Genomic DNA, 24866 nt, shown 5'->3' with positions numbered 1-24866 from the left:
ATGTTAAAGCATATAATTATAATAGTTGCAATTGGCAGTCTTCTTATAAGCTGCAACAGTTCGGATGCACCAAAGAAGCCAAACCCTTTGCTGTCTAAAAGTCAAATGTCTGAATTGCTTTATGATTTATATGTAATTAACGGAGCGAAGAGTGTGAATAGGACATTGCTGGAGGTTAATGGCTTTAAGCCGGAAACTTATATTTTAGAAAAATATAATATAGATAGTACTCAGTTTGCCGATAACAATATTTATTATGCCTATGACGCAGAATCATATAAAGAGATAGTGGTTAAGGTTAAAGAAAGGCTTGAGAGAGAAAAGAAAGCTCTAGAAGTTATAAGAGATCGGGAAAGTGACTCTCTTAGAAAACGAAGAGACTCCTTGAGAAAGGAAGGGGATAATCTAAAAGAACCTTTAAATGAGGAGTCAAATAAAACTGCTGTTTTTCAATAACTCTAACTTTCGAGATCGTTAAGATAACGTTGACTTACCACCTCGATAACTTTTTCTATTGGTTTAAATTCAAAACTTAAAGCGGTTTTTATCTTAGAATTATCGTATCTCTTTAGGTTTTGCAATGATTTGGCAGTTTGTTTAGTTAAACTTCGGCGTTTACCAAAAAGTTTAGAATTCAACCAATCTAACCTCCAAGCTACGCTTAGCAACCAAGATTTTGCTTCTTTTGTCGGGGCTTCCACCTTTAAGGCTTCAGCAGTTTTTTGAATGAAGTTTTTGAAATTCATGTTTTCAGATACTAAAATATAGCCTTCATTTTTAATATCGCTTTCCGTAAGTCTTTTCATGACTTCAACCACATCCCAAACATCTACATATCCTGTAACACCTGTGGTGTAATAAGTCATTCCTTTATAAATTCGTTTAAAAATGCTACCACTTCCACCCGAATTCCAATAACCTGGACCTAAAATAATTCCTGGATTAACAATGACGGCATCTAAACCTTCCTGAGTTCCGCGCCATACTTCCAGTTCGGCACCGTATTTCGTTATACCATAAATGCTATTATCACCTTCTGAATTCCATTCGGTTTGTTCGTCTATAAGTGTTTCAGGATTGCTGTGATGGCCTATAGTGGCTATAGAACTCACATAGCACAGTTTTTTAATCTGGTGACTAATCGATAAGTTTACAATATTGGCAGTACCTTCAATATTAGTTTTTCGTAATTGCTTGTATTTATCCGGTTCAAAAGATACAAAGGCGGCACAATGATATACATAAGTTACATCTTTAAACGCCATTTGGAGTTTAGGAATATCATTAATATCCGCTTGAATCCATTCAATTTTGTTAAATAGCGCCTCAGCATCATCACTATAATAAGAGAAGACGTGTTTAACGCGATTTAGTGTTTTTTCACGACGGTAAATAGCACGTACTTTTTTATTATCACTAATTAATTTAAATAGTAAATGCGAGCCAACTAATCCTGTACTTCCTGTAACTAATATCATATGGTAAAGTTACATTTTTTGAAGCTATTTTCTTAAAAATATAGTCTTGTAAATTGGGCTAAAATTGTCTTTTGTCTTTAGCAAGGGAAGTCTATCTTTGCGACATCAATTTTGAAACTAAAAGACAATGGCAAATAAATTTGTAGAAGAATTACGTTGGAGAGGAATGGTACATGATATCATGCCTGGAACTGAGGAGCAATTAGACAAGGAAATGACGACAGCTTATATTGGCTTTGATCCGACTTCAGATTCACTACACATAGGGAGTTTAGTGCCTATTATTTTATTGGTTCACTTAAAAAGAGCAGGTCATAAGCCTGTTGCCTTAGTAGGTGGCGCTACTGGAATGATTGGAGATCCATCGGGAAAAAGTGACGAACGTAATCTTTTAGATGAGGTAGCTTTAGAACGAAATGTTGCTGGAATAAAAAGAGTTTTATCTCGATTCTTAGATTTTAATTCAAATGATAAAAACGCTCCAGTGTTAGTCAATAACTACGACTGGATGAAAGATTTTAGTTTTATCGAATTTGCTCGTGACGTTGGTAAACGAATCACGGTGAATTATATGATGGCTAAGGATTCTGTAAAAAAGCGTTTTTCTGGGGAAGAAGGAAGTGTTGGAATGTCGTTTACAGAATTTACATACCAGTTAATTCAAGGATACGACTTTCATTATTTGTACAAAACAATGGATTGTAAGTTACAAATGGGTGGAAGTGACCAATGGGGGAATATTACAACAGGAACTGAATTAGTAAGACGTATGCATGATGGAGAAGATCAAGCAAAAGCATATGCTATGACCTGTCCATTAATCACAAAAGCAGATGGTTCTAAATTTGGCAAAAGTGAAGGTGGGAATATTTGGCTAGATGCCGATAAAACTTCGGTTTATAAATTCTACCAGTTTTGGTTAAACTCTACAGATGAAGATGCTGAAAAGTATATCAAAATTTTTACATTTTTAGATAGAGAAACGATTGAAAAATTAATCGAGGATCATAAAGAAACGCCACATTTACGTTTATTACAGAAGCGTTTAGCCGAAGAAATAACAGTATTTGTTCATAGTAGAGAGGATTACGAAAATGCGGTTAAGGCTTCGGAAATTTTGTTTAGCAAAGATTTTAAAAATGAAATTAAACAATTGTCTGAAGGTTTATTCTTAGATGTATTTGAAGGTGTAAAACAAGCCGAAATTTCAGCTGCAGAATTTAATGAAGGTATTGATATGATTGGTGCATTGTCTGCAAAAACAAACTTCTTAAGTTCTAATGGAGATGCACGAAGAGCTTTGAAAGAAAATGCAGTAGCTGTGAATAAGGAAAAAGTAAAAGAGGATTATATTTTATCTTCTGAAGATTTAATCCATGATAAATATGTAATCATAAGTAGAGGAAAGAAAACTAATTTTATTTTGAAAGTAGTTTAAGAACTTTGCTTTTAAATATTAAAGACGTCGCTAATCTAAATGTAGTGGCGTCTTTTTTTTTGCAAAAAAAGAGTGCTCAATATTTCTACAGAGCACTCACTAACCAATCAATCAACTAATGAAAATCAATCTTTTTCACAGTGATATATAAGTCGTAAATAATTTTAATTCCTTACAAAGCCATTAAGTTGCAGCCTCTAATATCTGAATTGTCAAACCTACCTATAATTTCAAATTGCCCGTTGTCATAAACTCTTCCTAAATCTTGAGTAGCAATAAATGAACAGGAATTTATATTCGCTAAATCTATAATATTAATGCCACCGGTTTTATTGGGCTCTTGAAGAGTGAGGGCATCTTCAGTGTCACGTGTTAGGATTTTCATCCAAGGCGGACATTCAAAAATACCATGTCCTTTAGAATAGGCTTGACTCAAAAGTTCCGTCATGCCATATTCACTGTGAATTTTTTCGACACCAAAACCCGATTGTAAAATTTGATGTAATTCTTGTCTTATAATTTCTTTTCGTCTGCCTTTCATACCTCCAGTTTCCATAACAGTAGTATGTTTTAAGTGGAGTTGAAACTGTTCAACTAAATCTAAAAGCGCAAATGAAACGCCAATAAGTAATGTTTTTTGTTTGCGAGCTTCTAGGGAGTTCAAAGTGTTAGCTAACTCTTCCAGATTATTTAAATAGAATCCACTTTCTGGCTGTTGCGATTTATCAATTAAATCATTCACCATATAAATAAGAGAAGAGCCGTCACGCTCTAAATAAGAGGGCAGTAAAGCTAATACTACATAATCGTCAATATTTCCATAGAAGTGTTTAAAAGCGTTAAGATAACTCTCTTCATATAACTTTATATCTGTGACTAAATGTTTGCTAGTAATACTTCCTGTTGTGCCAGAACTTGTAAATGTTTTTTCAATTGAACCTCTTGAACTTATGACCTCATGCGTTTTAAAAAACTGAATGGGAAGAAATGGAATTTCGAAAACACTTTTAATATCTGAAGGATTTTTATAAAGCAAATCGCAAAATGAACGATAGACGCCATTGTTTTCAAACTGAAATTTAAAAACATCTAATGCTAAAGCATCAAAATCTGCCTGTGATTTTATTTTAAAAATGTCTTCTTTAGATATCATGATGCAAAAATATGGAAAATAAAAAAGCGTAGCTCAAATTATAGAGCTACGCTTTAAAATGTAATAAAAACTATACTTATTTAATTACTAATTTCTTAGTAGTAGAAGTGTTGTTTTGAGTGATTTTTACGATGTAAACACCAGACTTTAAGTTCGCAATATTTAACGTATTGTTCGTTAAAGTTTCGTTTTTAACTTGCTTCCCTAGGATGTCAAAAACTTGTACGTTCATCGCATCGTTGCTAGTAGTTGTAATAGTTACATTTCCACTAGTAGTTGGGTTTGGGTATAAACTAAATACGTTAGCGTTAAAATCATTTACGCTCATTGGTTCAGCGATATCACTTAAGTATCTTGGCATAATTTGCGTAGTTCCACTAAATTGTGCGCCAATACCTGTAATACTTACAGCAGTAGTTGGGATATCAGTACCAATTAAATCTTCGTCACCAAAAGCAACTCTACATACAGTTACGTCAGAACCATTAGCGACGTCATAACTTGTGTTGTCAGTGAATACTCCTGCGTCAGAAAACGTTACATTGTTTAATGCAATTAATCTACTTTGGTAAGTGTCTCCACTGCTAATCAATTCAGCAGCAGTAATTACTATTGGTGCTAATGTGTTACCTGTTGAAGATGCTGCATCTACATTTGCAGTAGGAACAAATTGAAGAGTTCCATTGAAATTAGAAAGTTCACCTTGTAAGCCAGTTATACCATCACCAATATTAAATTGAGTGCTTAATGTACCTGCAGAATCATCAATTAAAATTCCAGCTCCACCATCTTGAATATACTTTTGGTTTCTTGTGTTTTCTGTAACAATATAAGAAATGATAGCTTCGCCAGTTAATTCGTATACTTCTCCAAGATTACTAGCTCTTAATTCAGAAATATTAGCTACTTGATTAACAGTACCTACAGTAAAAGTCACAGTATCTGAATCAATTATTTCAGTTCCGTTTAATAAATCAACATTAACTACATAAGTTTCACCATCAGTAGTTGCTACTTCAAAAGGGCTTGTTGCATTTGCAGTAGCAGTACCATTTACAGTTACAGTAACAGTTTCTCCACCAGCTAAATTAGCAGTTGTAAATTCAACATTCGTTGAAGTTGTTCCAGCGATTAAGACATCGTTATCACCTGGGCTAGTAATTGCAACAGTAGGAATAGCTACACCAGTATAACCTGTCCATGAGATATCATCAAGAACCATTTGTTGGTTTCCGTCACTTCCATAAAGTCTTAACATAACATCAACATCTCCAGGGATATTAATATCTTCAACAATAAAAGGAATCACGGTTGTGTCTTCTCCTGCACCATACTCTGGTTCAAATTGAGCAACAACAACGCCGTTAGCAAGTAATTCTAATTTACGTTGAGCACCACCAGTAAAAGCTTTTCTAGTATTTACTGAGAAGTTTCCAATTCCGCCAGAAATAGTAGCAGATAGGCTACTTGGTTCGTTAGCTCTTCTTAGCATAATGCCATTTCCATTAATTGGGTAGTCACCTTGATCTCTAGAGTGAGTATACGTCCATGTGGCATCCGTTCCAGTAAAACTACCATCACTATAACTAGCAGGAACTGTACTATTGTCAAAGTTTTCAGTCCCTTGGGCAAAAGCAGTAAGGCTTAAAAGAGTAAATAAAGTAAATAAAAAGTAAATTTTCTTCATAATTGATTTATATAAAAGTTAGAAAACAAATATAATAACAAATAGTGAGTTTTCAGAATCAGAAGCGTTAATACTTGTTAATTTGATAATGAGATAACATGGTAGAGGTCAGGCACTTCTTTATTTTATAAAATTGTAATCTTAATGTTAGGGAATTGTTATCAATTGAATACCGTAGAAGCTTAATGCAGATATATTTTATATTTACATATTAATTAAAGATAAACACCATTGAAAAAGAAAGACATTAAAATTTTATTGGTTGACGATGAGCCAGATATTCTAGAAATTGTTGGTTTTAACTTATCTGCCGAGGGTTATCAAGTAATAAAAGGCGAAAATGGAGAGGAGGCAGTAAAGCTGGCTAAGAAACATAAACCTCACTTAATTATCCTAGACGTAATGATGCCTAAAATGGATGGGATTGAAGCTTGCGAGCGCATTAGAGAATTTCCTCAATTGAGTGAAACAATTATCACGTTTCTTACTGCAAGAGGAGAGGACTATTCTCAGGTTGCCGGATTTGATGCTGGTGCCGATGATTATATCGCTAAGCCAATAAAGCCAAAAGTCTTAATTAGTAAAGTAAAGGCCTTATTAAGACGTCTGAAATCTGCTGAAAATAGTACAGAAAGTGTTTTAACAATTGGTGATCTGATAATTTATAAAGATGAATATAAAATCACGGTAAAAGGCGAAGAAATTACACTGCCAAGAAAGGAATTTGAATTACTATCTTTGTTAGCAACTAAGCCTGGTAAAGTCTTTAAACGTGAAGAAATTTTAGATAATGTTTGGGGAAATGAAGTGGTTGTTGGCGGAAGAACCATAGATGTTCACATTAGAAAACTTCGCGAGAAAATTGGAGACGAATCCTTTAAAACAGTTAAAGGTGTTGGCTACAAGTTCATGGACTAATGAAGAAAAAGAACTTTAAGAAAACCTACAAATTCGCGTTGCGAACAGCCTTATTGGTGACCATATTTTCGTCACTGTTGGTGTGTGGGTTTATGTTATTTCTTAATGTGCTTAGTTGGCATATAATTGTCTATCCATTATTATGTTTTCCAATTTGCTTTATTATTATCGAGTATAGAGTAGAGCGATTTATCTATAGACGCGTAAAAAAGATTTATGACGACCTGACTCTTTTGGAAACGACAAGTTTAAGGCAGCAACCCATAACTACAGATATGGGAACTTTAACAAAAGAAATTGAAAAATACGCAAAGACTAAAAAGTTTGAAATTGAAACTTTAAAAATCAGGGAGGAGTATCGGAAAGAGTTTATTGGAAATGTCTCTCATGAATTTAAAACACCATTATTTACGGTTCAAAATTATATTCTAACCCTGTTGGATGGTGGGATTAAGGATGAGAAAATCAGAAAAAAATACCTTTTAAGAGCGAGTAAAGGTGTAGAACGATTAACCTATATCGTTAAAGATTTAGACATGATCACCAAATTAGAAGTTGGAGATCTTAGTTTGGAGAAAGAAAATTTTGATATGGTGAAGCTCGTTCAGAATGTTTTTGATTTGTTTGAAATGAAAGCAAGTAAAAAACAAATAACTCTAACCTTTGATATCGACTACCCCAATCCTATTATGGTTTATGCAGATAAAGAACGTATCCAACAAGTATTAACTAATTTAATAGTAAACTCAATTAAGTACGGAAGGGAAAAGGGGACAACAGAAGTAAGCATTGAAAATTTAATTAAAAACAAGGCCATTATTAGAGTGACAGATAATGGCGAAGGCATTGCTAAAGCAAATCTTCAGCGTTTATTCGAACGATTTTATCGTGTGGATAAGAGTGGTTCTCGTAAAGAAGGTGGTTCGGGATTAGGCTTGTCTATAGTAAAACATATTATTGAAGCGCACGAAGAAAAAATCTATATCGAAAGTGAACTTGGTGTAGGTAGTGAATTCTCTTTTACACTAGAAAAGTCGAAATAAATCAGCGAACTTCACATCAAAAGTTTCAAACTTAAAGCCTGAATATTTCTCAACGTGATTCAATTTTTCTAAAGTAAACTCATGTTGTGTACAATATGGAGCAATTCCTTCAGATTCTATTTTTTTGGCTAAATAGTCTTGTTCAAATTGTCCTGGAGTAGGAATGAAAAAGGCTTTCTTTTCAAGTTTTGCTAAATCCATAAGCGTTGTATATCCAGATCGACTCACAATTAATTCACTTTCATTAATAGTCGATTCAAGCTGAGCACTCGTCATAAAATTATAAATGGTCATGTGATTATGTTGAATTTTACGTTGTTCCGATTCAATAACACCTTTGACAAAACAAATCTTTCCCTTAAAGTTTTTCAACGCTTCAAAGAGGATTTCTTCTAAAAAGGTTCGTTGTGGTTCTGGACCAGAAAGAATAACTAGAAGTTGATAATTGATGTTAGACTTGTGTTTTTCAAATCGAGATAAAGGCCCTAAATAGTTTACGGTGGATTTGAAATTTTCTACATGACCTAAAATTCCACTGAGGTTTTTTTCGGTTTTATAATCTGGAATCCAACATTCATCAAATTGTGAAATGATTTTTTGATGCCATTTGGTGCTCAGCCAAGTCGTGTTTCCACTTAATACTTGTAACTGATGTGTTATAAATACAGAAGGAATATTGTCATGTCTTACCCCAAAACGATTGTCGGAAATAATTCCTGAAATCGATTTCGAATTGACTAACTCCCGGATAACTTTTTCTTCTTTTTTGATAATTTTTAGAAGTCGAGGGGCATTTTTCAAAAATTTTAATCGAAGTCGGTTGGGATTTTTAGAATATCTAATATTGTAGGAAGGCAATTCAACAGCTTCAAGATTAGGAAATTCTTTTTTTAATAATTCAAGTGATGCGCCGTCACTCGCAATAATGGGTTCAAAATTATTTTGGATGAGTTCATTTATAATAGGAATACATCGTGTTGCATGACCTAATCCCCAATTTAATGGCGCTACTAAAATCCGTTTTTTGTGATGAATGGTCATAATCTTTTTTGTTTTGATTAATTCTTATGGATTTTATTTAGGATATGAATGGCTGAAACAAAGGTAAACCTAAAATCTTTGCTTAATTTTACCGAATTATTTTAAAATACGAAAATCTAAGATAGGTGGGAAGTAAAAACAAACTCAAACGCTTTAAAGAAAATGAAACTTTTCATAACGTGTATCAACCAACAAGAGACGAGTTGGTGAATGCTCAATATCCTTTGAAAGGTAAATGGAAGTCGGAAGTATTTAAAAACGATAACCCTTTAGTATTAGAATTAGGGTGTGGCAAAGGCGAATATACTGTTGGTTTAGCTAAACGTTATCCTAACAAAAACTTTATCGGAATAGATATAAAAGGTGCTCGTTTTTGGAGAGGGGCTAAAACTGCTGTTGAAGAAAACATTCCTAATGCTGCTTTTATTAGAACGCAAATAGAACTCATAGAATACGTGTTTGCTGAAAATGAAGTTGATGAAATTTGGATCACCTTCCCAGACCCACAAATAAAATACAAACGAACAAAACACCGTATGACCAATATGGCGTTTTTAGAACGTTATAAAAAAGTTTTAAAGCCTGAAGGCTTAATGCATTTAAAAACGGATAGTGAATTTATGCATGGTTATACCCTAGGATTACTTCACGGTTTAGGTCACGAGGTGCTTTACTCTAATCATAATGTCTACAAATTAGAGGGCAGTCCAGAAGAAGTTATTGAAATTCAAACCTTTTACGAAAGTCAGTATTTAGAAAAAGATAAGGCAATTACGTATATTAGATTTAAAATCAACTAAAGTTTGAGTATAACCGTAATTTTCTTTCTTGGTCTTTTAGTTGCGCTGATTGGTGTAATTCCACCTGGTTTACTCAACATGACAGCTGCAAGAATAAGCTTAAAAGAAGGAGCAGCACGCGGTATCATGTTTTCGGTTGGTGTGTGTATTGTAGTTTATATTCAAACGTATGTGGCTGCTATTTTTGCGCGATATTTATCCAATCATCCCGATATAGTTGAAATTCTAAAGCGCGTTGCTTTAGTGATTTTTGTTCTTATTACTATTTATTTTTTGGTTTTAGCCTCTAAGCAAAAAGAGCCTAAACTTGAAACCGAAATTAAAAGTAAACACGGCAGATTATTACACGGAATGTTACTGTCTGTGCTTAATGTCTTTCCAATCCCTTATCAAGCTTATATGACTATTACTTTAGTGTCTTTTGGGTGGATGGATTTTGAAAAACTAAGTATTGTTACTTATGTCACCGGAGCGGCAACAGGAACCTTTGTGATGCTCTATTTCTATATTTTCTTCTTTGATAAAATTAAAGATCGGGCTTTTACTTCTCAAAAAAGCATGAATCTCAGTATCGGAATTATAACAGGTCTCGTTGCCTTGGTTACCTTAATTAATCTTATAAGAGACCTTTAAATGACATCTGAAACCCTTGGATTTTTCGAAAAAGTTTATGAGGTTGCCAAACAGATTCCATACGGCAGAGTTACCAGTTATGGCGCAATTGCAAAATATTTAGGAGCGGCAAGAAGTGCTAGAATAGTTGGTTACGCTATGAATAATTCTCATACTAAAGAGGTGCCAGCTCACAGAGTAGTCAACAGAAAGGGACTCTTAACTGGAAAACATCATTTCGAAGGAACTAATTTAATGCAACAGCTTCTAGAAAGTGAAGGCATTGAGGTCATCGAGAATCAGATTCAAAATTTTGAAACTCTATTTTGGGATCCCTCTAAGGAACTTTAAGGCTATTTATTACTGTATTAATTCAGATTACTATCTATAAAAAAGGTGATAATTTGATCAGACAAATCATTAGAGATTGAAACGAATTTGTACTAATAATCAGCACGATTAATAACAACAATCCATCGATTACACAATTCAATTTAAGTCTTTCAATTTCTAATCCTTTTGCAGTATCTTTGCATTTAGAATTAATCTTAATAAGAACAGAGTCAGGTGCATTAGCCCACTCTAGTCAATCATCATAGATATGAAACTGAACAAACAAGATATACTTAACGCGCTTAAAACGATTACAGCTCCTGGTGAAGGTGAAAATATGGTGGATAGTGGTGCGGTAACAAATGTGGTTACTTTTGCAGATGAAGTCATTGTAGATATTACGATAAAGAATCCTACACTTCAGGCACGTAAGAAGACTGAAGTTGAAATCATGCAAACCATTCATAAGAAAGTTTATGAAAAGGCGAAGGTGAAAGTAAATGTAAAAGTTGAAGCAGCTGCGGCAGCACCTAAAAATGAAATTAAAGGAAAAGCGATTCCTGGAATTCAAAATATTGTGGCTGTAGCGTCTGGTAAAGGTGGTGTTGGTAAATCTACAGTAACTGCAAACCTAGCGGTTACTTTATCTAAAATGGGATTTAAAGTTGGTGTCTTAGATGCAGATATTTACGGACCGTCAATTCCAATTATGTTTGATGTGGCTAATGAACGCCCTATCTCAGTGAATGTAGACGGTAAATCTAAAATGAAACCAGTAGAAAACTACGGCGTTAAGGTGTTGTCCATCGGTTTCTTTACTAAGCCAGATCAAGCGGTGATTTGGAGAGGACCTATGGCTTCAAAAGCATTAAATCAAATGATTTTTGATGCAGCTTGGGGAGAATTAGATTTCTTGTTATTGGATTTACCTCCAGGAACAGGAGATATTCATTTGAGTATTATGCAAGCCTTACCTATTACAGGAGCGGTTGTTGTAAGTACACCTCAAAATGTAGCTTTAGCTGATGCTAAAAAAGGAGTAGCCATGTTTCAACAAGATAGTATCAATGTGCCAGTGTTAGGGATCATTGAAAACATGGCCTATTTTACACCAGCCGAACTTCCAGAAAATAAATATTATATATTTGGAAAAGAGGGTGCTAAGCATTTAGCCGAAGATTTAAAAGTTCCGTTTTTAGGAGAAGTTCCATTAGTACAAAGTATTAGAGAAGCGGGTGATGTTGGAAGACCTGCAGCTATGCAAACAGCGACTCCAATTGAAGAAGCTTTTGAAAATATAACTCGTGAAGTTGTTCAACAGGTCGTGTATAGAAATGAAGCCTTACCGGCTACTGAAGCAATAAAAATTACAACCATGGCAGGTTGCTCTGCTGTTAAAAAGAAATAAATGGGCACAGAAGAACTAAGATTAAATGTAGAAAAGGCATTGGATGAAATCCGTCCGTTTTTACAAAATGATGGTGGAGATATTAACCTATTATCTATCGATGATGGTAAGTTTGTTAAAGTTCAACTTGTCGGTGCTTGTACATCTTGCAGCGTAAACCAGATGACCTTAAAGTCTGGCGTGGAAATGACGATTAAAAAGTACGCTCCACAAATCGAAAGTGTTATTAATGTAGAATAGATAGAGTGACATTTGTCACATTTAATATCAAATGACATTAGTAATTTTGCACACATATAATAGCTAAATAAGATAATTGACAAGGTTTTATGCTGAAGGCATTTCAGTTATCCTTGTGAATTTTTTAATAATAAAAATTTTGATGGTTGTCTTTATATGACCGTCTTCGAAGGAATAAAATGATTAAAACAGATATACTAATTATTGGAGCAGGGCCAACAGGATTGTTTACTGTTTTTGAAGCAGGCCTTTTAAAGTTAAAATGTCATTTGATTGACGCATTACCACAACCTGGTGGACAATGTTCGGAGCTTTATCCTAAAAAACCTATTTACGATATTCCAGCTTATCCAGAAATTCTTGCTGGTGATCTAACGGAGAAGTTACTTGAACAATGTAAACAGTTCGAGCCTGGATTTACTTTAGGTGAACGCGCTGAAACATTGGAAAAGCAGGAAGATGGAACTTTCATTGTAACCACTAATAAAGGTACAAAACATCATGCACCTGTGGTGGCTATTGCAGGAGGATTGGGAAGTTTTGAGCCTCGTAAACCTTTAATTCACAATATTGCTGATTATGAAGATAAGGGTGTGGAGTACATGATTAAAGAACCTGAAATGTATCGCGGTAAAAATGTGGTTATTGCAGGTGGAGGTGATTCTGCCTTAGATTGGAGTATATTTTTAAGTGATATAGCAGATAGAGTAACATTGGTTCATAGAAGAAATGAATTTAGAGGTCATTTAGATTCTGTTGAAAAAGTTCAAGAATTAAAAAATCTTGGTAAAGTGAACCTAATTACGCCAGCGGAAATCACAGCTATCAATGGTGATGGAAGAGTTGAAACTGTTGAGGTTACTAAAAAAGGTGAAGAACCATATTTGTTAGAAACAGATCATTTTATTCCATTATTTGGTTTATCGCCTAAGTTAGGACCAATTGGTGATTGGGGACTTGAAATAGAGAAAAACGCTATAAAAGTTAATAATTCTTTAGATTACCAAACCAATATTCCTGGTGTATTTGCCATTGGAGACGTTAATACCTATCCGGGGAAATTAAAGCTAATCCTTTGTGGTTTTCATGAAGCAACTTTGATGTGTCAAGCAGCATATCAGATTATCAATCCTGGTAAACGTTATGTTTTAAAATATACAACGGTTGCTGGAGTAGATGGGTTTGATGGTACTAGAAAAGAAGCACCTAAAGCTGTTGTAAAGGCATTTGATTAATTAATATAAAACTTCATTTAAGGTTTTAAAATCTAGAGTTCGTTATACCGTATGGAACAAGATATAAAAATCATCATCATAGATAGGGAAGGTGTAAAGCACGAGGTTGAAGCACCAACAGATATGGCAATGAACTTAATGGAAGTGGTTCGTTCCTATGAGCTTGCTCCAGAAGGTACTATTGGTGTCTGTGGAGGAATGGCTATGTGCGCCTCTTGCCAATGTTATGTGTTAAGTAATACGGAATTGCCAGAAATGCAAGACGACGAAGAAGCGATGCTTTCTGAGGCTTTTTATGTGAAAGATAATTCGCGTTTAGGTTGTCAAATTCAAATGACTCCTGAAATGGATGGCTTAACAGTAGAGTTAGCCCCTGAGTCTTAAATTCAGTTTCTATTACAAGTATGATGTTTTTTTGGTGTTTTATGCCAAGGGATTAGTTCGTTTTATAATCACTCAATTTCGTTGGGCCTTCCAATAGAAATCGGTCGATTTTTAAATTGCCGTCTTCAGAAGTAACGATTTGCCATTTAATTAAGGAAATCGCACCATTTTCAATTTCAAGTCCAGTAATACTTCTTGGGTGAACACAACTCCCATCATTAAAATATGCGATATCGCCTGGCTCAGGAAAACGTGGCCTATGTGTATGACCAACAATAGTAATTAAATTGTTGTTGGCAATAATCCATTTTTTAGTTCTGCGTTCTATTTTAATGAGTTCAGTGTAATTTTTAGCTGGACTTGTGGGGTCCGCGATTCCCATCACATTTAAAGGTTTCCACAACACACGTACCATAAACCGACTCCATTTCCAAAACAAGAAATTCCACCAATCGGCTTGATGACCATGGGTCAAAAATAATTGTTGATTTGTTTCAGAATGTTCTAAGATAATGCCTTCATGATATTTAATATCACAAAAAAGATCTTCGTCTTTACCTGTTTTAGGGTCGAAATAGGTGCTTAAATGTTTTTCTACATAATTTGGATTCCGATAAACCATATCATGATTACCCCATATCATATGTAATCGGTCTTCATCATGAAATTGCTTCATGAGCATATACACGTTCTTGTGGGCGTAAAAGATAGATTCAAAGGTGAGGTTTTCCCATAGCTCATCACCATCGCCGAGCTCACAATAACTGAATCCTTCAAGATAGTAGTGTCTTAAAGCGTGATAATAAATATTTCGATTATTAGCAAAGTCGTCTGCAAAGCTATTATCACCTCTATGGCAATCGCTAAATAATATAAATTTAGAGGAATCATCAAAACTTAAGCGTTTTGCATTTTTATAAGCGCGATCTAAACGAGTTCTTGAAGACATAAAGTAAATTTAAATAAAAAATGCTTCCCAATTATGAGAAGCATTTTTATAATTTTATTTTCAATTCTATCTGAGTGAATTAATCAATCGTCGCTTAGCGGCTTATTTAAAAGCGTTTAAACCTGTAACATCTAAACCAGTAATAAGTAAGTGAATATCGTGAGTACCTTCATAAGTAATGACACTTTCAAGGTTCATAGAGTGGCGCATAATGCTGTATTCACCTGTGATTCCCATACCACCTAACATTTGTCTAGCTTCACGTGCAATATTGATAGCCATATCCACATTGTTTCGTTTAGCCATAGAGATTTGCGCTGAGGTTGCTGTACCGTTTTCGCGCATAACACCTAATCGCCAAGCTAATAATTGTGCTTTAGTGATTTCAGTTATCATTTCAGCTAACTTCTTTTGTTGTAGTTGGAATTGTCCAATTGGCTTGCCAAATTGCAAGCGTTCTTTGCTATAACGTAAGGCCGTATCGTAACAATCCATAGCAGCACCAATAGCTCCCCATGCAATACCAAAACGAGCTGAATCTAAACATCCTAATGGAGCACCTAAACCAGATTTATTTGGTAATAAGTTTTCTTTAGGAACTTTTACATTATCAAAAATTAGCTCACCAGTTGCCGAAGCTCTTAATGACCATTTATTATGAGTTTCTGGTGTAGAAAAACCTTCCATACCACGCTCTACGATTAAACCGTGAATTCTTCCTTCTTCATTCTTTGCCCATACTACAGCAACTTGACAAAAAGGAGCATTAGAAATCCACATTTTAGCACCATTTAAAAGATAATGGTCGCCCATATCTTTAAAATTCGTAGTCATACCTCCTGGATTAGAACCGTGATCTGGTTCAGTAAGTCCAAAAGAACCCATCCATTCGCCAGAAGCTAATTTCGGTAAGTATTTTTTGCGTTGTTCCTCGTTTCCGTACTTCCAAATCGGATACATTACCAATGATGATTGTACAGAAGCTGTACTACGAACGCCAGAATCACCACGTTCAATTTCTTGCATTATTAAACCATAAGAAATTTGGTCTAATCCAGCACCACCATATTCTTCAGGAATATAAGGTCCAAAGGCTCCAATTTCTGCTAAACCATTAATGATTTGCTTAGGGAATTCTGCTTTTTGCGCATATTCTTCAATAATTGGAGATACATCACGTTTAACCCATTCTCTTGCGGCATCACGTACTAATTTATGCTCGTCAGTAAGTAATTCGTCAAGGTTATAATAATCAGGTGCTTCGAATAAATCTGGTTTCATTTTATTGTTGTTTTGGTCAAGTGAAATCCGCATATATGCTTGTTACACTTGTTCTCTATTAACTTTATTTTATGTTGAATAAATTCAAAAGGTATTATCGAAACAAATGTAACGAAATCGTTTGCATTGCCCAACTGCCAAATTACATTTTCAAGTAAAAATCTTTGGTCAGATTGATGTAGTCATCTGTATATTGATGTCTTGAAGTTTCAATAATTAATTCTAAAGCCGAAGTTTCTTTCTTTTGAAAAGAGAACTCTAACAAACTTCGCTTAATCTCTGATTCAGGGCTCCCTTTAATATGAAGTGAACGGTTAAGGAATAAGCCTACTTTTGAAGCTAATTCTACAAAGTTCGATTCTTCTTTAAATGGAATAACTGTAGAAAAGATACCATCTTCAGATAGTAGTTTTGCCGCGGCATAAATTAAATGTTCAAAAGGCATGGCATCATTAAATCTAGCCAAGTCTCTTGATTTGTCTTGGGTTTTATAATCTTCAGAATAGAACGGAGGATTGCAAATAATAAGATCGAATTCGTCATCTACCTCTTCAATAAATTCTAATAATGAAGCGTGATAACAAAATAAACGGTCTGACCATGGTGAGTTTTCAAAATTTTCAGCGCATTGCTCGTAGGCATCGGCATCAATTTCAATAGCTTCTATGTTTTCTGCTGAACTTCTTTGTGCAATCATTAATGATAAAACTCCAGTTCCAGCTCCTATATCTAAAACTGAAAAAGGACGCTTGTCTATAGAAGTCCATGCGCCAAGTAAAACGCCATCGGTACCAATTTTCATGGCACATCGATCTTGGTTAATGGTAAATTCTTTGAATTTGAAGGGTTTGCTCATAGTATTAGTGTCATTGCGATGATCAAAGACATAGCAATCTCATTCTCAGAGGTTACGTTTAGCTATATATAGAAATTAGTCTTCGAGATATAAATCAATCAGACCTTCAGGTGTGTCTACCTCAATAGTTTTGTTTTTTCGATCAACTTTCACAATGAACTCATCGTTTAATGGTATGAGAATCTCTGTGCCATCTCTATCAATTTCGAATAAAGCTTGAGCTGTAGTATCGTTAATTCCTGTAATAATTCCAACATCGCCAAAGTTCTTGTCTTTTACTTTGAAGCCAATCACTTCATGAAAATAAAACTTATCACCTTCAAGTTTAGGTAATAAATCTAGAGGAAGATATAATTCGGTTTTTAAAAGTGAATCTGCGTCTGCTTCAGAATCTACATCTTCAAGTTTTAAGCGTAATAAATCTGATTTATGTAATTGAGAAGACTCTATTAAAAACGGTACTAAATTTCCTTTTAGGTCTATAAAAATAGCGTCGAGTTCATCGTACAATTCTGGTTCGTCTGTATCCAATTTTGCTAGAAGTTCACCTTTAAAGCTATACTTCTTTACAATCTTACCTAAATAAAAACAATCTTCCTTTTTCATAACAAATCTTGTTCCCGTAAAAACGGGATATGTTTATTTACATATTTTAAATAAAAATACTATTTAACAAAAAAAACCCAGACGCAAATGGTCTGGGTTCAAAAGTATAAAAATAAATTTTCTACTCTTCTTCGTTAGAAGCATTTGTTTCTTCAGTTGCAACATCTTCTGCTACTTCCTCTTCAACAACTGGTGCTGCCGCAGCAATACGAGCTTCGTTTACAGCTTTTTCAGCTTCTAATGCTTTAGCTTTCGCTTCAGCTTGAGCTTTAGTTAAACCTTCAGCTTTCGCTTCAATTTTAGCTGCCTTTTCTTCCAACCAAGCATTGAATTTCTCTTCTGCTTGCTCTTCAGTTAATGCACCCTTTCTAACTCCTCCAGCTAAATGAAGTTTAAGTAAAGCACCTTTATAAGATAAAATTGCTCTAGCAGTGTCAGTTGGTTGTGCACCGTTTTGTAACCACTTCACAGCTCCGTCAACATCTAATTCGATAGTTGCAGGATTTGTGTTTGGATTGTAAGCACCTAATTTTTCTAGGTATTTACCGTCTCTTTTAGCGCGTGAATCCGCAGCTATAATCCAGTAATAAGGTTTTCCTTTTTTACCGTGTCTTTGTAATCTAATTTTTACAGGCATAAATTATTAATTAGTGAGGTTCTCGACCTCTGTTATTAATGAGGGCGCAAAGATACTATATTTTTTTTATTTACACTGATTTAATGTAATTTATACAACAGAAAAAAACATGAAATAACAATATTTAAAAATATTATACTTTTGACATTCTTGTTTCCTTATATTTGAAACATCGATAAAAGTCCTATAAAAATGAAAAAACTTATCCTCTTAACTCTTGTTTTTGTTACCTTATTTAGCTGTGGTGATGATGTTGAATTTAATGATCCTGCCTTTCAAGGTGATCGTGAGAACGAACTCTGGCGAGCTAAGGCTTATTCAGCTAGTATATCAGAAAATGGATTCTTAACCATTACAGGAATAAATAATGCTGAATCTGTACACTTGAAAGTTCCATCAATAACCGAAGGTACTTATGTAGTGGGGTCAGTAAATACCATTTCAGCAGATTATGTTGATGGCTTTGGGGTTACTTATTCAACGACTAATCGTCCTGATGAAAGTGTTTCCTTGTACCCAGAATTAGGAGAGATAGTTATTGAAGAAATTGATGTTACAAGTAAAACATTCACTGGAACCTATAGGTTTTTAGCCTTTGATGAATCTGGTTTAAATTCAGTTGGATTTACGAATGGCATTTTTCATAGAGTGCCTTTAATATCTGGCGAAATACCAAATAATGCTACAACCTGTGTTGATGCGCAAATAGCTGCTGATGATGCAGCAATAGCTTATTCGGCTGCTGTTTCTACAGATTTAGAATTTATTAATAGTGCAGAGTATGCAACGGCTTGTGCTAATTATAAGGATGCTTTAATTATGAAGCAAACCTTTTGTGGAGACGAAACAGGATCTATACAAACTATAATTGATAATTTAGGTGATTGCCAAATTGCTTGTGATCAAGCGATAGCTAATGTTACAGAAGCTGAGTCGCAATATGTGACCGCAACTATTGGGAACTTTATGGACAAATGTGCTCAGTATTTATTGTATTTAGAAGATCAGATTGCAATTTGTGGAGATGCCGATGGGGTAATTCAAGCAAAAATAGATGCTTTAGATTGTGGTGATGATGATGCGGACAGTATTCCAAATGCATTTGAAGATTTCAATGGAGATGGAAATCTTGAAAATGACGATACAGATGGTGATGGTATTCCTAATTATTTAGATAATGATGATGATGGTGACGGCATTTTAACAATTTATGAATCTAAAGATGAGAATGGAAATCCAATCGATACAGATGGAGATGGTGACGTAGATTATTTAGATAATGACGATGATGGTGATGGTATTTTAACTATAAATGAAAATGCTGATCCTAATGGCGATGGTAACCCTGATGATGCTTTGGACACAGATGGTGACGGAGTTCCGGATTATTTACAGCCAGCATAAGTCAAGTAAAACATATTTTAAAAAAGCGCTACTTTTTAAGTGGCGCTTTTTTTATGTTCAAAACTCTTCACAAAATCATTTCAGATAAGTACAAATTCTATGTAATTTTATTCGCTAACTTTTTACCAAGTTTAAAGGTGAAAGTTTTCGCTTTAAAAGTCGTCTAAGAGCTATTACAGTTGTAGTTAAATTTACTTCAACTGTACTCGGCAAATTGTTCTAGTCATTTCAAAACAGAACAAAAAAGCATAAACACAATATAAAACAACGAAACAATAAGATGTATTTAATATTCGATACCGAGACCACAGGATTACCAAAACGTTGGGATGCACCAATTACTGATACAGATAATTGGCCAAGGTGTATTCAAATTGCTTGGCAACTTCACGATGCTATGGGGAATTGTATCGAGCATCAAGATTTTTTGGTGCAACCAGATGGATTTAATATTCCGTACGATGCCGAAAAAATTCATGGAATCTCCACTGAATTAGCTCAAGAAAAAGGGGTTCCTCTTTCTGAGGTTTTAGAGAAATTTAATATAGCATTATCTAAAACCAAATTTGTGGTCGGACAAAACGTGAAGTTCGATTTAAACATTATGGGGGCGGAATTTGTTAGAGAAAATGTAGATAATCCTCTTCAAGAATTACCAGTTTTAGATACTTGTACGGAGCATACAGCTGAATTGTGTCAGCTTCCGGGAGGTCGTTATGGGAAGTTTAAACTCCCAACATTAACCGAGTTACATCAGTTTTTATTCAATAAACCATTCGCAGAAGCGCATAATGCCACTGCCGATGTTGAAGCCACAACTCGTTGTTTTTTAGAATTAATTAGACGAGAAGAATACACCAAAGAGGAATTGGATGTTGCGCCAGATTATTTCGAGAAATTTACTGAAGCAAATCCAGCGGAGATTCAGCTGATTGGTTTAAAGCATATCAATCTTAAAAAAGAGAGTGCAAAAATCAATGCGCGACTTCAAAAAGAGCAAGCTGCAGAAGATCCAATTGTAATAGATAAAGAGGCGGCTTCACAAATAGGCGAAGCGGACTTTGCGCATCTCCATAACCATTCTCAGTTTTCCATTCTTCAGTCTACAATTAGCATAAAGGATTTGGTTGCAGCAGCAGCTAAACAAAATATGCCTGCTGTGGCCTTAACCGATCATGGTAATATGATGGGTGCTTTTCATTTTGTGGCGGCGGTTTCTAATCACAACAAAGGCGTAATGGCGCAGCATAAAGCCGCAGAAGAAAGCGGTTTAGAGAAAAAAAGCAGAATCATTAAGCCCATTGTAGGTTGTGAGTTTTTCGTCTGTGAAGATCATACTGATAAAACTAGAAAAGACAATGGTTATCAAATTGTTTTGCTAGCTAAGAATAAAAAAGGCTATCACAATTTGGCAAAATTATCATCTGCAGCATTTACTGATGGATTCTATTATGTGCCGAGAATTGATAAAAAATTAATTGAAAAATATAAAGAAGACATCATCTGCTTAACAGGGAACCTTTATGGTGAAGTGCCTAGTAAGGTGCTAAACATTGGTGAAAACCAAGCTGAAGAAGCCCTATTGTGGTGGAAGGAGACTTTTGGTGACGATTTGTACATCGAGTTAATGCGACACAATCAAGAAGATGAAAATCGTGTGAATCCAGTGCTTATTGAGTTTTCTAAAAAGCATGATGTTAAATTAGTCGCTACAAATAATACATATTACGTCGAGCAGGAGAATGCCAATGCCCATGATATTTTACTGTGTGTAAAAGACGGAGAAAAACAAGCTACTCCTATTGGTCGAGGTCGTGGCTACCGATACGGTTTACCGAATCAAGAATATTACTTTAAGTCTTCGGAAGAGATGAAGGCGTTGTTTAGAGATGTTCCTGAAGCTATTGTTAATATTCAAGAAGTTATAGATAAAATTGAACCTTATGAGTTAGCTCGTGACGTATTATTACCCGCTTTCGATATTCCAGATGAGTTTAAGCATGAGGATGATTTAAAAGATAATGGTAAGCGAGGTGAGAATGCTTATTTAAGGCATTTAACTTATGAAGGCGCTAAAAAGCGTTACGGTGAAATTACCCCTGAGATAGAAGAGCGTCTCGATTTTGAGTTAAGCGTAATTGAGAATACAGGTTATCCTGGTTACTTCCTAATTGTTGAAGATTTTATTCGTGAAGCGAGAAATATGGATGTTTCTGTGGGGCCAGGACGTGGTTCTGCAGCAGGTTCTGTAGTAGCTTATTGTCTTTGGATTACGAATATTGACCCCATTAAGTACGACTTACTTTTTGAGCGTTTCTTGAATCCGGATCGTGTGAGTATGCCCGATATTGATATTGATTTTGATGATGAGGGCCGTGGTCGTGTCATGCAATATGTAATTGATAAGTACGGAGCAAACCAAGTGGCTCAGATTATTACTTACGGAACCATGGCAGCAAAATCGTCTATTCGAGATACTGCGAGAGTTTTGGATTTGCCACTAAATGAAGCCGATCATATCGCGAAGTTAATACCACTGATGTCTAAACTTGGAAAGATATTTGGACTTTCAGAAAAGGAATTAGCTAAAAAGTTTAGATCCGAAGATTTAGAAAAAATCAATGAACTTCTTAATATATCCGATGGTGAAGATTTACAAGCCGAAACCGTAAATCAAGCACGAATATTAGAAGGTTCGGTTAGAAATACTGGGATTCATGCTTGTGGTGTTATTATTACGCCAGGAGATATTACGAATTATGTACCGGTTTCTGTAGCTAAAGATTCCGATTTATATGTGACCCAATTCGATAACTCGGTGGTAGAAAGCGCAGGCTTGTTGAAAATGGATTTCTTGGGATTGAAAACCTTGACTTTAATTAAGGATACCGTGAAAATTGTTAAGGCTAAACACGGTATTACATTAGATCCTGATACGTTTCCATTAGATGATGAGGAAACTTACAAACTTTTCCAACGTGGTGAAACTGTTGGTGTGTTCCAATATGAATCACCAGGTATGCAGAAACACATGAAAAATCTGAAACCCACGGTTTTTGATGATTTAATTGCAATGAACGCTTTGTATCGTCCAGGGCCAATGGAGTATATTCCAAGCTTTATTGCTCGTAAACATGGTGATGAAGAAATCGAATACGATTTACCTGAAATGGAAGAATATCTTAAGGAAACTTATGGTATTACGGTTTACCAAGAGCAGGTGATGTTACTTTCTCAGAAATTGGCAGATTTCACTAAGGGTGAAGCCGATGTCTTGAGGAAAGCCATGGGTAAAAAACAAATTGCGGTTTTGGATAAAATGAAACCGAAATTTATTGATCAGGCAGGAGCTAAAGGTTTAGACAAGACAAAACTTGAAAAAATCTGGAAGGATTGGGAAGCCTTTGCAAGTTACGCCTTCAATAAATCGCACTCTACATGTTATGCATGGATTGCGTACCAAACAGCTTATTTAAAAGCACATTATCCTGCAGAATATATGGCAGCGGTACTTTCTAATAACATGAATGATATTAAGTCTGTAACCTTCTTTATGGAAGAGTGTAAACGGATGCGACTTCCTGTTTTAGGACCAAGTGTCAATGAAAGTTTTTATAAATTCTCTGTAAATAAAGATAATGCCGTTCGTTTTGGAATGGGAGCCATAAAAGGTGTAGGTCATGGTGCTGTTAAGACTATTGTTGAAAACAGAAAAGACGGTCATTATAAATCTATTTTCGATTTAGCCAAACGTATCGATTTACGTGCAGCCAATAAAAAGGCCTTTGAAGGTTTAGCAAACGCAGGAGGGTTTGATTGTTTTACCGATACACATAGAGCACAGTATTTTGCGCATGATGGTGATGGAATTACCTTTTTGGAAAAAGCCGTGAAATATGGAGCAAAACATCAGGAGAATGAAAATTCGGCTCAAGTAAGTTTGTTCGGAGAAGCAAGTGATGTACAAATTGCCGAACCACAAGTTCCACCATGTGAAGATTGGGGAACTATGGAAAAACTATCTAGAGAAAAAGAAGTTGTTGGAATTTACATTTCTGGTCACCCTTTAGATGATTTCTCAATCGAAATGAAAACCTTCTGTAATGGAACCGTAGCTCTATTTAATAATTTAGAAGACATTGTTAATAAGGAAGTCACTTTTGGTGGTGTAGTTACTGATGTGCAACATCGTGTTAGTAAACAAGGAAAAGGTTGGGCTCTATTCACTATAGAAGATTATACGGATAGTTTTGAATTCAGAATATTTGGTGAGGACTATTTGAAATTCAGGCACTTCTTTGTAATTAATTCCTTCGTCTATGTGAGAGCATTTGTCCGAGAAGGTTGGACAAATAGAGATACTGGTAAAAAAGGTGATCCAAGGATTCAGTTTAATAGTTTCCAATTGCTGCATGATGTGATGGATACTTATGCGAAAAAATTGTCAATTCAACTAAATATTAGAGATTTAGAAAAGGATACTGTTTCCATATTGTACGATTTAGTAAAGACTCATGAAGGTAATCAGACTCTAAATTTTGTAGTCTATGACAATGCTGAAAAGATAAAGGTTCAAATGCCTAGTCGAAAAAATAAGATTAAAATATCTCAAGAATTATTGAATCAGTTAACGGAACATGATGTGATGTATAAGTTGAATTAATAGGCTGATTTAATGGAGGATTAGCCGAATATATAGGTCTTCAATAAAGCTATAAGTAAAACATATACGGGGTTTGTAAGGTTTCAGAAATATTTTGACTAATTTTGTGAATCTGCCGGTAGAAGGTAGGTTTAAGTTGAAGTACAATACAATTAAAAAATAATAATTATGGCATTAGAAATAACAGATGCAAATTTTGAAGAGACAGTATTAAAGAGCGAAAAGCCAGTAATGGTTGATTTTTGGGCTGCTTGGTGTGGACCTTGTCGTATGGTTGGACCAATCATTGACGAAATTAGCACAGAATACGAAGGGATAGCTGTAGTTGGTAAAGTAGATGTTGATGCAAATCAAGAATTTGCTGCAAAATATGGTGTTAGAAACATCCCAACTGTTTTGATTTTTCAAAATGGTGAAGTTGTTGGTCGTCAAGTTGGAGTGGCGCCTAAAAACGCATATTCAGACGCTATCGACGCACTTTTATAGTCTTTACTCTAAAAGAATTGATAAAAGGTTTGCCTATACGGCAAACCTTTTTTAGTTTGGACAGATGTTAGATATTAAGGATTAGAAATTTGGAAATTGTTAATGCGTTTTCATAGAAGTCAAGTCCCATATTGCCTAACAGTCAACATACCTTTTTAGTAGTATATATAATTTCAAAGGATCATAGCTCAATAGACCGTATTCTATCTTTTAA

Annotated in this window: 23 protein-coding genes; 14 read left to right on the top strand and 9 right to left on the bottom strand. The window is 34.9% G+C overall.

Annotated elements, in window-relative coordinates; all coding sequences use genetic code 11:
• The gene (locus DFQ11_RS02150; protein WP_110473965.1) at positions 1-456 is read left to right on the top strand and encodes a DUF4296 domain-containing protein; all 456 of its coding nucleotides are present in this window, start codon (positions 1-3) and stop codon (positions 454-456) included.
• A gap of 2 nt (positions 457-458) precedes the next feature.
• Here the strand turns inward: DFQ11_RS02150 and DFQ11_RS02145 are convergent, their stop codons facing one another.
• Complete coding sequence (locus tag DFQ11_RS02145) at positions 459-1478, bottom strand: NAD-dependent epimerase/dehydratase family protein (protein WP_110473964.1); 1020 nt, start codon at positions 1476-1478, stop codon at positions 459-461.
• Between the two features lie 127 nt (positions 1479-1605).
• On the opposite strand from DFQ11_RS02145, the gene tyrS reads away from it, so the two are divergent.
• Positions 1606-2916 (top strand): tyrosine--tRNA ligase, encoded by a 1311-nt coding sequence (gene tyrS / locus DFQ11_RS02140; protein ID WP_110473963.1) that lies wholly within the window; start codon positions 1606-1608, stop codon positions 2914-2916.
• 172 nt (positions 2917-3088) lie between these two features.
• Here the strand turns inward: tyrS and DFQ11_RS02135 are convergent, their stop codons facing one another.
• Both DFQ11_RS02135 and DFQ11_RS02130 read right to left on the bottom strand, forming a co-directional pair.
• Positions 3089-4069, bottom strand: coding sequence for a LuxE/PaaK family acyltransferase (locus DFQ11_RS02135; protein WP_110473962.1), 981 nt, complete (start codon positions 4067-4069; stop codon positions 3089-3091).
• A 76-nt stretch (positions 4070-4145) separates the two neighbouring features.
• Complete coding sequence (locus DFQ11_RS02130) at positions 4146-5756, bottom strand: T9SS type A sorting domain-containing protein (RefSeq protein ID WP_110473961.1); 1611 nt, start codon at positions 5754-5756, stop codon at positions 4146-4148.
• Between the two features lie 231 nt (positions 5757-5987).
• Between DFQ11_RS02130 and DFQ11_RS02125 the strand changes: the two genes are divergently transcribed.
• Positions 5988-6674: a response regulator transcription factor gene (locus DFQ11_RS02125; RefSeq protein ID WP_110473960.1), complete on the top strand. Its 687-nt coding sequence runs from the start codon at positions 5988-5990 to the stop codon at positions 6672-6674.
• Complete coding sequence (locus DFQ11_RS02120; RefSeq protein WP_110473959.1) at positions 6674-7717, top strand: sensor histidine kinase; 1044 nt, start codon at positions 6674-6676, stop codon at positions 7715-7717. The genes DFQ11_RS02125 and DFQ11_RS02120 overlap by 1 nt, the downstream gene beginning before the upstream one ends.
• On the opposite strand, the gene DFQ11_RS02115 is transcribed toward DFQ11_RS02120, so the two are convergent.
• The gene (locus DFQ11_RS02115; protein ID WP_110473958.1) at positions 7700-8758 is read right to left on the bottom strand and encodes a glycosyltransferase; all 1059 of its coding nucleotides are present in this window, start codon (positions 8756-8758) and stop codon (positions 7700-7702) included. The genes DFQ11_RS02120 and DFQ11_RS02115 overlap by 18 nt on opposite strands.
• Positions 8759-8883: 125 nt before the next feature.
• On the opposite strand from DFQ11_RS02115, the gene trmB reads away from it, so the two are divergent.
• The 7 genes from trmB (at position 8884) to DFQ11_RS02080 (ending at position 13770) form a co-directional block, all read left to right on the top strand.
• Entirely contained in the window at positions 8884-9558 is a 675-nt protein-coding gene (gene trmB, locus DFQ11_RS02110; protein WP_110473957.1) for a tRNA (guanosine(46)-N7)-methyltransferase TrmB, read from the top strand.
• A 3-nt stretch (positions 9559-9561) separates the two neighbouring features.
• Positions 9562-10191: a LysE family transporter gene (locus DFQ11_RS02105; protein ID WP_110473956.1), complete on the top strand. Its 630-nt coding sequence runs from the start codon at positions 9562-9564 to the stop codon at positions 10189-10191.
• Entirely contained in the window at positions 10192-10521 is a 330-nt protein-coding gene (locus tag DFQ11_RS02100; protein ID WP_110473955.1) for an MGMT family protein, read from the top strand.
• Positions 10522-10771: 250 nt separating this feature from the next.
• On the top strand, positions 10772-11911 hold the full coding sequence (locus DFQ11_RS02095) for an Mrp/NBP35 family ATP-binding protein (RefSeq protein ID WP_110473954.1): 1140 nt from the start codon (positions 10772-10774) through the stop codon (positions 11909-11911).
• Positions 11912-12151 (top strand): NifU family protein, encoded by a 240-nt coding sequence (locus DFQ11_RS02090; RefSeq protein ID WP_110473953.1) that lies wholly within the window; start codon positions 11912-11914, stop codon positions 12149-12151.
• Between the two features lie 179 nt (positions 12152-12330).
• A complete protein-coding gene (locus DFQ11_RS02085; RefSeq protein ID WP_110473952.1) occupies positions 12331-13386 on the top strand; it encodes an NAD(P)/FAD-dependent oxidoreductase in 1056 nt (351 codons plus the stop codon).
• A 51-nt stretch (positions 13387-13437) separates the two neighbouring features.
• Entirely contained in the window at positions 13438-13770 is a 333-nt protein-coding gene (locus DFQ11_RS02080) for a 2Fe-2S iron-sulfur cluster-binding family protein (RefSeq protein ID WP_110473951.1), read from the top strand.
• 52 nt (positions 13771-13822) lie between these two features.
• On the opposite strand, the gene DFQ11_RS02075 is transcribed toward DFQ11_RS02080, so the two are convergent.
• The 5 genes from DFQ11_RS02075 to DFQ11_RS02055 form a co-directional block, all read right to left on the bottom strand.
• Positions 13823-14719 carry a metallophosphoesterase family protein gene (locus DFQ11_RS02075; protein WP_110473950.1) on the bottom strand — a complete coding sequence of 299 codons (897 nt, stop codon included), beginning with the start codon at positions 14717-14719 and terminating at the stop codon, positions 13823-13825.
• Positions 14720-14821: 102 nt separating this feature from the next.
• On the bottom strand, positions 14822-16000 hold the full coding sequence (locus DFQ11_RS02070) for an acyl-CoA dehydrogenase family protein (protein ID WP_110473949.1): 1179 nt from the start codon (positions 15998-16000) through the stop codon (positions 14822-14824).
• Between the two features lie 142 nt (positions 16001-16142).
• On the bottom strand, positions 16143-16856 hold the full coding sequence (locus DFQ11_RS02065; RefSeq protein WP_110473948.1) for a tRNA1(Val) (adenine(37)-N6)-methyltransferase: 714 nt from the start codon (positions 16854-16856) through the stop codon (positions 16143-16145).
• A gap of 75 nt (positions 16857-16931) precedes the next feature.
• Positions 16932-17462 (bottom strand): ribosome maturation factor RimM, encoded by a 531-nt coding sequence (gene rimM / locus DFQ11_RS02060; RefSeq protein WP_110473947.1) that lies wholly within the window; start codon positions 17460-17462, stop codon positions 16932-16934.
• 121 nt (positions 17463-17583) lie between these two features.
• A complete protein-coding gene (locus DFQ11_RS02055; RefSeq protein ID WP_110473946.1) occupies positions 17584-18099 on the bottom strand; it encodes a 30S ribosomal protein S16 in 516 nt (171 codons plus the stop codon).
• Positions 18100-18291: 192 nt separating this feature from the next.
• Here DFQ11_RS02055 and DFQ11_RS02050 point away from each other — a divergent pair, with 192 nt between their 5' ends.
• The 3 genes from DFQ11_RS02050 to trxA all read left to right on the top strand — a co-directional run bounded on the left by DFQ11_RS02050 (position 18292) and on the right by trxA (position 24652).
• Entirely contained in the window at positions 18292-19503 is a 1212-nt protein-coding gene (locus DFQ11_RS02050; protein ID WP_110473945.1) for a DUF6252 family protein, read from the top strand.
• A 280-nt stretch (positions 19504-19783) separates the two neighbouring features.
• Positions 19784-24166 (top strand): DNA polymerase III subunit alpha, encoded by a 4383-nt coding sequence (gene dnaE, locus DFQ11_RS02045; RefSeq protein ID WP_110473944.1) that lies wholly within the window; start codon positions 19784-19786, stop codon positions 24164-24166.
• 168 nt (positions 24167-24334) lie between these two features.
• A complete protein-coding gene (gene trxA / locus DFQ11_RS02040; RefSeq protein WP_110473943.1) occupies positions 24335-24652 on the top strand; it encodes a thioredoxin in 318 nt (105 codons plus the stop codon).
• Positions 24653-24866 lie beyond the last annotated feature (214 nt).

This window comes from Winogradskyella epiphytica (genome assembly GCF_003217215.1).
In the GTDB taxonomy this organism is placed as follows: domain Bacteria; phylum Bacteroidota; class Bacteroidia; order Flavobacteriales; family Flavobacteriaceae; genus Winogradskyella; species Winogradskyella epiphytica.
The sequence above is the reverse complement of the archived record's forward strand: the minus strand, read 5'-3'. Positions and strand labels throughout refer to the sequence as shown.

Bases quoted from the DNA above. Each gene is read 5' to 3' on its own strand.
- DFQ11_RS02065 (WP_110473948.1), bottom strand. From the start codon at position 16,856: ATGAGCAAACCCTTCAAATTCAAAGAATTTACCATTAACCAAGATCGA.
- DFQ11_RS02150 (WP_110473965.1), top strand. From the start codon at position 1: ATGTTAAAGCATATAATTATAATAGTTGCAATTGGCAGTCTTCTTATA.
- rimM (WP_110473947.1), bottom strand. From the start codon at position 17,462: ATGAAAAAGGAAGATTGTTTTTATTTAGGTAAGATTGTAAAGAAGTAT.
- DFQ11_RS02095 (WP_110473954.1), top strand. From the start codon at position 10,772: ATGAAACTGAACAAACAAGATATACTTAACGCGCTTAAAACGATTACA.
- DFQ11_RS02080 (WP_110473951.1), top strand. From the start codon at position 13,438: ATGGAACAAGATATAAAAATCATCATCATAGATAGGGAAGGTGTAAAG.
- DFQ11_RS02050 (WP_110473945.1), top strand. From the start codon at position 18,292: ATGAAAAAACTTATCCTCTTAACTCTTGTTTTTGTTACCTTATTTAGC.
- DFQ11_RS02075 (WP_110473950.1), bottom strand. From the start codon at position 14,719: ATGTCTTCAAGAACTCGTTTAGATCGCGCTTATAAAAATGCAAAACGC.
- dnaE (WP_110473944.1), top strand. From the start codon at position 19,784: ATGTATTTAATATTCGATACCGAGACCACAGGATTACCAAAACGTTGG.
- trxA (WP_110473943.1), top strand. From the start codon at position 24,335: ATGGCATTAGAAATAACAGATGCAAATTTTGAAGAGACAGTATTAAAG.
- DFQ11_RS02120 (WP_110473959.1), top strand. From the start codon at position 6,674: ATGAAGAAAAAGAACTTTAAGAAAACCTACAAATTCGCGTTGCGAACA.
- DFQ11_RS02070 (WP_110473949.1), bottom strand. From the start codon at position 16,000: ATGAAACCAGATTTATTCGAAGCACCTGATTATTATAACCTTGACGAA.
- DFQ11_RS02100 (WP_110473955.1), top strand. From the start codon at position 10,192: ATGACATCTGAAACCCTTGGATTTTTCGAAAAAGTTTATGAGGTTGCC.
- DFQ11_RS02055 (WP_110473946.1), bottom strand. From the start codon at position 18,099: ATGCCTGTAAAAATTAGATTACAAAGACACGGTAAAAAAGGAAAACCT.
- tyrS (WP_110473963.1), top strand. From the start codon at position 1,606: ATGGCAAATAAATTTGTAGAAGAATTACGTTGGAGAGGAATGGTACAT.
- DFQ11_RS02145 (WP_110473964.1), bottom strand. From the start codon at position 1,478: ATGATATTAGTTACAGGAAGTACAGGATTAGTTGGCTCGCATTTACTA.
- DFQ11_RS02135 (WP_110473962.1), bottom strand. From the start codon at position 4,069: ATGATATCTAAAGAAGACATTTTTAAAATAAAATCACAGGCAGATTTT.
- DFQ11_RS02130 (WP_110473961.1), bottom strand. From the start codon at position 5,756: ATGAAGAAAATTTACTTTTTATTTACTTTATTTACTCTTTTAAGCCTT.
- DFQ11_RS02090 (WP_110473953.1), top strand. From the start codon at position 11,912: ATGGGCACAGAAGAACTAAGATTAAATGTAGAAAAGGCATTGGATGAA.
- DFQ11_RS02085 (WP_110473952.1), top strand. From the start codon at position 12,331: ATGATTAAAACAGATATACTAATTATTGGAGCAGGGCCAACAGGATTG.
- DFQ11_RS02115 (WP_110473958.1), bottom strand. From the start codon at position 8,758: ATGACCATTCATCACAAAAAACGGATTTTAGTAGCGCCATTAAATTGG.